The organism is uncultured Maricaulis sp. (assembly GCF_905480005.1).
In the GTDB taxonomy this organism is placed as follows: domain Bacteria; phylum Pseudomonadota; class Alphaproteobacteria; order Caulobacterales; family Maricaulaceae; genus Maricaulis.
In genome coordinates, this window is record NZ_CAJQOO010000139.1 from 1 (window position 1) to 4,717 (window position 4,717).

3 protein-coding genes and 2 pseudogenes are annotated in these 4,717 nt (G+C 62.3%); 4 read left to right on the forward strand and 1 reads right to left on the reverse strand.

All coding sequences use genetic code 11. The annotated features are described in order from the left end of the window. The 4 genes and pseudogenes from QZ266_RS12545 to cysK form a co-directional block, all read left to right on the forward strand. Positions 1-280: protoglobin domain-containing protein (locus QZ266_RS12545; protein ID WP_295695671.1), on the forward strand; the 280-nt coding region annotated here is incomplete at its 5' end. Positions 281-1,307: 1,027 nt separating this feature from the next. After that, a pseudogene (coaBC, locus tag QZ266_RS15355) lies at positions 1,308-2,490 on the forward strand (bifunctional phosphopantothenoylcysteine decarboxylase/phosphopantothenate--cysteine ligase CoaBC). A 65-nt stretch (positions 2,491-2,555) separates the two neighbouring features. Further along, the gene (dut, locus tag QZ266_RS12560; RefSeq protein ID WP_295695676.1) at positions 2,556-3,014 is read left to right on the forward strand and encodes a dUTP diphosphatase; all 459 of its coding nucleotides are present in this window, start codon (positions 2,556-2,558) and stop codon (positions 3,012-3,014) included. A 72-nt stretch (positions 3,015-3,086) separates the two neighbouring features. After that, positions 3,087-4,037, forward strand: a complete 951-nt coding sequence (gene cysK, locus QZ266_RS12565; protein ID WP_295695679.1) for a cysteine synthase A — start codon at positions 3,087-3,089, stop codon at positions 4,035-4,037. A 130-nt stretch (positions 4,038-4,167) separates the two neighbouring features. Here the strand turns inward: cysK and QZ266_RS12570 are convergent. After that, a pseudogene (locus QZ266_RS12570) lies at positions 4,168-4,717 on the reverse strand (ATP-binding domain-containing protein); the annotation flags it as partial.

Below are 4,717 nucleotides of genomic sequence, written 5' to 3' on the forward strand. Positions count from 1 at the left end.
CGAGCATTATTATGAAGCAACCGAAAGCATGGGCGAACGCCATGCCAAGCTGGAATTCCCCTCGCATGTCTATACGGCGGCCTATTCCAACATGTTCGCGCGCATCGTCGAGCTCGCCATGGCCAATCGTCGCCGTTTCAAGACCGATGACATCACCGCGATGTCCCGCATAACGCACTATGATGTCGAGCTCTCCATGGGCGCCTTCTACCGCCACATCATGGACAAGCGCGCCGCGCTCACCTCCGACGTCCACAAGATCCGGCACCTGGTCGACTGAGCTGAGGCTCGGGACGGCTCTGACTGGCTGGAATTCAGCGTCGCCGTCGGCGCCCTCGCGCAGGGCGATCCATAGAGCGCTTGTCAGCCAGCAGGCCGTATCCGCTTCTTCAACTCAAGGGTGGAACCGCGAAGCGGCCCGGCGGGCCCTTGACCTGAAGAAGCGGATACGGCGGTTTCTCGGCAAGCGGTCTATGGGGGAGTTTGCGCCGGTGGCGCGTGGAGGGCATTGAAGGGCGCTAACTGTGGCTGCTCCGCTTTTTCAGCGTCTCGAGAATGTTGCGTGTCCCCATTTTCCACAGGTTAACCCTCAACCACTCCCCTAGTGACAGATCCTATTGGGTAATCTAGATGCGTTCTGAAGTAATTGCTTGTTACACGATAACAATAGCCATCATTGCGTGGAGTCAACGAAACAAAAACACGATACTCTCCAGTCAAAACCCCAACCGCACAACGAAAAATCGCCGTGTAACCAAATTCCGCCTCCACTTCATCCACCAACTCAACATTAGTGGCGCATTCCCTCCTTTCACGAAGGCCCTGTACAGGTTCCAAATTATCCAGAAGTACTGCAACATCAGGGTAACACTGCCCTCGCCCCCGCAAACAATTGTCCAACCTTGTGCGAGCGAACGATGAAAAATCCTCGGACGCAGGGCAATTTGATGATTGGCTCCCACAAGCCGTCAATACGACCGAAAGGGTGGCGCAAACAGTCAGGTTACAGAGCGGCAAGGGATTCATAGTCTATTTCCCACGCGGTAAATTCAAAATTTCGGAAATAAGCGGGGACGGGTACTTATTTCTCAGTCCCCAATCCATACCTTGACGCCTTACACTCGCATTGATTGTGTCGCATGAGAAACTCGGATAGGCACCAAATTCCGTCGCGACAGAGGCACCTAACCTGCCCAAAAATCCTATCTGCCCCCATTTCTCCGACTGAACTGATCCTCACCCCCTGAAACCCTTGGGAAATCCCCGCTGACGGTTTACCTGTACGGGACCATCAGCGGAGACGACACGTGGCCGACAAGTCCATACTCCTGATCATTGGCGGCGGTATTGCTGCCTACAAGGCGCTGGAACTGATCCGGACGCTGAAGAAGCGCGGCATCGCCAGCCGCTGCATCCTGACCCGTGCCGGCAGTGAATTCGTCACGCCGCTGTCTGTCTCCGCCCTGTCCGGCGACAAGGTCTATGGCGAGCTGTTCAACCTCACCGACGAAGCCGAGATGGGTCATATCGAGCTCTCGCGCTCGGCCGATCTCGTCGTGGTCGCGCCGGCCACCGCCGATCTGATGGCCAAGGCCGCCAATGGCCTGGCCAATGATCTCGCCTCGACGACGCTCCTGGCAACCGACAAGCCGGTCCTGATGGCTCCGGCGATGAATGTGCGCATGTGGGACCACAAGGCGACCCAGCGCAATCTGGCGACGCTGAAGGGCGATGGCGTTCACTTCGTTGGGCCGGACGAGGGCGACATGGCCTGCGGTGAATTCGGACCGGGGCGTCTGGCTGAACCGGACGCGATCGCCGATGCTGTCGAGAGCCTTCTGAATGCCTGATACGCTAGCGGGGCGCCACGTCCTGATCACGGCCGGACCGACGCGTGAACCGATCGATCCGGTCCGCTTCATCTCCAATCACTCTTCCGGCAAGCAGGGCTATGCCATTGCGTCCGCTTGCGCCGCACTGGGCGCGCGGGTGACGCTGGTCGCCGGGCCGACCGCGCTGGATGACCCGGACAACGTCAACACGGTTCATGTCGAGACCGCCCGTGACATGTTGGCGGCCGTCGAGCGCGCCTTGCCGGCCGATATCTTCATTGCCGTCGCCGCCGTCGCCGACTGGCGCCCGGCCGAGCCCGCCGACCGCAAGCTCAAGCTGGACAAGGCCAGCTTCTCCAGCCTGCCCCTGGTCGAGAACCCGGACATTCTCAAAACGATCTCGCAAATGGACGAGGGCCGCCCGGACCTGGTCATCGGCTTTGCCGCCGAGACGCATGACGTCGAAGCGCTGGCCATTGCCAAGCGAACCCGCAAGGGCTGCGACTGGATTGTCGCCAACGACGTGTCCGGGGATGTGATGGGCGGGGCCGAGAATGCAGTCCTCCTGGTCACCGAGACCGGCAGTGACGCCTGGGAGCGGGCCGAAAAGTCGAGAATCGCCGAACTGCTAGCCTCCCGGATCGCCTCGGCGCTCTAACCTCTGGCCAAATCAGGCGGGCTTGGCTTTGATGCGCTCCATCACTTGCCAATCAGGATGCCGACATGTCGACCGTGCCCGTGAAGATCAAACCGCTCGATCACTATGAGGGCCTGGCGCTGCCGGCTTACGAAACGCCCCAGTCCGCCGGCATGGATTTGCGCGCTGCCGTGCCTGCCGGCGCGCCGGTCTCCATCCCGCCCGGCGAATGGCGGCTGATCCCGGTCGGGATCGCGATTGCCCTTCCCGCGGGATATGAAGCACAGGTCCGGCCACGCTCGGGCCTTGCGGCCAAGCACGGGCTTTCCTGCGTCAATACGCCGGGCACGGTGGACGCCGATTATCGCGGCGAGATCCGGGTCAATCTGATCAATCACGGCAAGGCCAATTTCGTCGTCAATCGCGGCGACCGCATCGCCCAGATGATCATTGCCCCGGTCACACAAGCCGTCTGGGAAGTCGCCGACACGCTGGACGAGACGACACGCGGTGCCGGTGGCTTTGGCTCGACCGGGACGAAGTAGGCCCCGCCTGACGCTTTCGTCACTGGCGCACGCACGCTGGATACCTACAGTGCCCGCAAACGGAGATCTGACATGACCGACGCACCCGGCCGCGGCCGCATCTACGCTTCCATCGCCGACACTGTCGGCAATACCCCGCTGGTCGAGCTGAAAAAGCTCGCCGACGCGCATGGCGCCAAGGCCCGCATCCTGGCCAAGCTGGAATTCTTCAACCCGCTCGCTTCGGTGAAGGACCGGATTGGCGTGGCCATGATCGACGCGCTGGAGGCCGCCGGCAAGCTGGGCGAAGGCGCCGTCATGGTCGAGCCAACCTCCGGCAATACCGGGATCGGGCTGGCTTTCGTTGCGGCGGCCCGCGGGCACCGCCTGATCCTGACCATGCCGGAAAGCATGTCGATCGAGCGCCGCAAACTCCTCACCCATCTCGGTGCCGAACTCGTCCTGACGGAGGCCGCCAAGGGGATGAAGGGCGCGATCGCACGCGCCCAGGACATCATCGACGCCACGCCCGGCGCCGTGATGCCGAGCCAATTTGCCAATCCCGCCAATCCGGAAATCCACCGCAAGACCACCGCGCTGGAAATCTGGAACGATACCGCCGGCGAGGCCGATGTCCTGATTTCGGGTGTTGGCACAGGCGGCACGCTGACCGGCTGCGCCTCGGTGCTGAAAGAGAAGAAGCCCGGCTTCCACGTCGTCGCCGTCGAGCCGACCGACAGCCCGATCCTGTCCGGCGGCGCGCCCGGCCCGCACAAGATCCAGGGCATTGGCGCCGGCTTCGTGCCGGACATTCTCGACACCGACCTGATCGATGAAGTCGTCACTGTCTCCAATGAGGATGCCTTCGCGATGGCGCGTGAAGCCGCCAAACTGGAAGGCGTGCCGGGCGGCATCTCCTCCGGCGCGGCTCTCAAAGCGGCCCTGGAAGTCGCCAAGCGCGATGACATGGCCGGCAAGACGATTGTGGTGATCCTGGCGAGCTTCGCCGAACGGTATTTGTCGACGGCGCTGTTTGAGGATTGATTGCCGGGTTCCCTCTCCCTGGGGAGAGGGTCAGGGTGAGGGGTAAATCCCCGCGAATGCCAACGAATTCCCCCTCATCCGGCCCTGAGGGCCACCTTCTCCCAGGGGAGAAGGAAGGTTCTCGAGTGTTTTACGCACTCACGCTCGCCGGCGCCGGGTCGCAAAACGCCGTGACATCAAAGATCCGCGGATCGGAGATGACGTCACCTGGCGTCAGTGGACGTGAGAGCTCCAGGCCTTCCAGCGACCGTGCCCGCGACAGGGCGACATAGGCCTGGCCGTGCGCGAAGAGGCGGCGGGCGAGGTCGAGATAGACCTTGTCGAGGGTCAGGCCCTGGGCCTTGTGGATGGTCATCGCCCAGGCAAGGCGCAGCGGGAATTGGGTGAAGGCACCGGCGGTGGTCTTGGTCAGGGCCTGTTTTTCCGGATCGAAGGCATAGGCGTTGCGCTCCCATTTCTGGGCTTCGACGGCGTGGACCGTCTCGCCAATGCGCACCCGAACCGCTTTCTCGTCAAAGCCTTCCACCTGCCCCAGCGTGCCATTGACCCAGCGGCCCTGCGGGTCGTTGCGGGTCAGCATGACGCGGGCACCGATCTTGAGGACCAGAGGCTCCTCGGCCGGAAAGAGGCGCTGGTCGAACTGGCCTTCCACCTTGGCCTCGAAGGCCTTGTGTCCGGTC

Excerpts from the sequence above, each read along its gene's own strand:
- cysK (WP_295695679.1), top strand. The coding sequence starts at position 3,087 with ATGACCGACGCACCCGGCCGCGGCCGCATCTACGCTTCCATCGCCGAC.
- dut (WP_295695676.1), top strand. The coding sequence starts at position 2,556 with ATGTCGACCGTGCCCGTGAAGATCAAACCGCTCGATCACTATGAGGGC.